Origin of the sequence: Psychromonas sp. Urea-02u-13 (genome assembly GCF_002835995.1) — a bacterium.
In the GTDB taxonomy this organism is placed as follows: domain Bacteria; phylum Pseudomonadota; class Gammaproteobacteria; order Enterobacterales; family Psychromonadaceae; genus Psychromonas.
In genome coordinates, this window is record NZ_PJBZ01000169.1 from 1 (window position 1) to 2,500 (window position 2,500).

General features: G+C 36.7%; 1 protein-coding gene. It reads left to right on the forward strand.

The window, feature by feature from the left end; all coding sequences use genetic code 11:
* The first annotated feature begins 257 nt into the window (after nt 1-257).
* Nucleotides 258-2,171 (forward strand): methyl-accepting chemotaxis protein, encoded by a 1,914-nt coding sequence (locus tag CXF74_RS21030; protein ID WP_101084555.1) that lies wholly within the window; start codon nt 258-260, stop codon nt 2,169-2,171.
* The last annotated feature ends 329 nt before the right edge of the window (nt 2,172-2,500 follow it).

Below are 2,500 nucleotides of genomic sequence, written 5' to 3' on the forward strand. Positions count from 1 at the left end.
TTTTTAGGGGGGAGGTAGCGTATTTTATTATTTTTAAACTATGATGATGCACGTAATGACGCCTTAGCATTGTCTGCTAACAACATAATATGTAAGCCTATTTTTATAGGCTCGTTAAATTCTCAGTTTGTTGATCTGTGTCTCGCTTTATTTACGCATAAAAACTACACTCATCCGATATTTTTAACTTAGATTGCCAGTGCAATTATTTATAACTTATTTATAACCTTTGAGGCTTATAAACATGGGAAATGTACATGAACTTTTTTAACTTTATTTCTATTCGACATCGATTAGTGATTGCGATGCTAACCGCCGTTGTTATATCAACCAGTGTGGTGGGTATTGTTGGTCATTCTAAAGCAAAAGATTTGCTTGTTTCTCGATTACAGCAATCGGATTTACCTAACTTGTTACAACGTGTTCGTAATGCGGTTGATGGTGATATTTCTCAAATGAAAGTATTAACCAAATCTATCGCCACTAACGCCTATATTATCGATTGGTTAGAAAACGATGAAAACTCGATTGAGCAAGAAACGAATCTTATTAAAACACTTAATATAATCGCAAAAGATAATGGTTTGAGTAACGCTTCGTTTTCGGATCGAAAAACAGCAAAATATTGGAATCAAAATGGCTTTCTTAGAGTGCTAAAAAATGACGGTCACGATGGCTGGTTTTTTGCTTTTAAAAACAGTGGGCAAGTAGAGTCTGCGAGTCTATACACTGAGAAAAATGGTGATGTAAATGTATTTGTTAACTATCAAGATCTCAACGGTCGAGGTTTTTCAGGCGTTTCAAAATCATTTAACGACATGGTTAACTATTTAAACAGTTTTAAAATAGAACAAACCGGATTTGTTTATCTTGTTGATAAAGATGGTTTAATCAAAGTACATAAAGATAATGGCAAGAGTGAGAAAATGACAGTTGCCGATATTTACCCAAGTATTAATGTGCACTCTTTATTTACAGAGCAAGGTTTTAAGTTTCAAGAAACGGATGATCTGATTATTGCCAGTAGTTATATTCCTAGTTTAGATTGGTACGTTATTGCTGAGGTGCCTAAAGCAGAATTATATATTGGCCTTAATGAGTCACGTAATTACATGTTGATCTGCTTTGCTATTATTGTGCTTGTTTTTGGCTTTATTAGTCTTATTTTAGCAAAAAGTTTAACCCGCCCAATTAATGAGTTAGCGCTATTATTTGAAAAACTAGGCCAAGGTGAAGGTGATTTAAGTTACCGATTAAATAATACTGGTAGCGATGAAGTTTCGCGATTAGCGCGAGGTTTTGATGGCTTTATCAGTAATATCCATGCTGTTGTCTGCGATGTTTCATCAACCTCAAAAGAAATGAGAGAGGCATCATTAAAAGTGTCTAGTGGCGCAGAAAAATCAAGATTAGAAGCGCAAGAGCAACGAGATATTGCCGCACAAGTAGCCACAGCGATTAGTGAAATGGGCTCAACTATTTCTGAAATTGCTGCTAATGCTACCAATGCTGCCGACGCGACAAATCAAGCGACGAGCCAAGCTGAAGATGCACTTGTCGTTGTTCAACAATCAACGCTTCGTATCGATGAAATGGCGCAGAACATGGAATCGGTTTCCGGGACTATTGAGTCATTAGCGAGCCGCAGTAACAATATTAATAGCGTGCTTGATGTTATTCGTAGTATCTCTGAACAAACGAATTTATTAGCGCTAAATGCTGCCATTGAAGCTGCCCGTGCGGGTGAGCAAGGTCGAGGTTTTGCTGTTGTTGCAGATGAAGTTCGAAGCCTGGCGCAACGAGCAAGTAAATCAACGGATGAAATTCATCAGATGATTACTTTACTGCAAAATGATTCTAAGCTAGCTGTAGATGGTGTTAGAGAAAGTAGAGAGAAGGCGGAGTTAGGGTTAGAAGGCGCTAAAAAAACCAACCAAGCATTAAATGAAATTGTTGAAAATATTCAGCAACTCTCTGATCTTAATACCCAGGTTGCTACTGCCACTGAAGAGCAATCTGCAGTGGTTAATGAGATAAATATACATGTTCATGCGATCAGCGACAGTACTGAAAGTAGTGCTACGACAGCAGAAGGTATGGCAACATCAAGTGAGTCATTAAGTCACATGGCAAAAAGCTTAGATAGCTTAGTGGCACGATTTAAAATTTAATGAGTAAAACTGAATAAACTAAAAGCCTCGATTCAATTGTCTCGAGGATTTTTTTTAGGCGTTTTACCACTTAGAGTGCGGTTATACCATTGCGCTTAATTGAATGGCCTAAAATTGTGTAGGAAAAATTGCTGAAAACAGCGACATTATCATCGATTTTAACCAGCAAGATAGATCAAATAGTTAAGCGGATTGGTATTAATACTAGCAAACAAGAAATTGTTCGTTGGTAGCGGGTGTTAGATGAAAAAAATAGAAGGCCTAGCAAGTTATTTTAAATTAATTTTGTCACTAGTTAGAATAGGAAAGAATAATTTATAACTTCTATA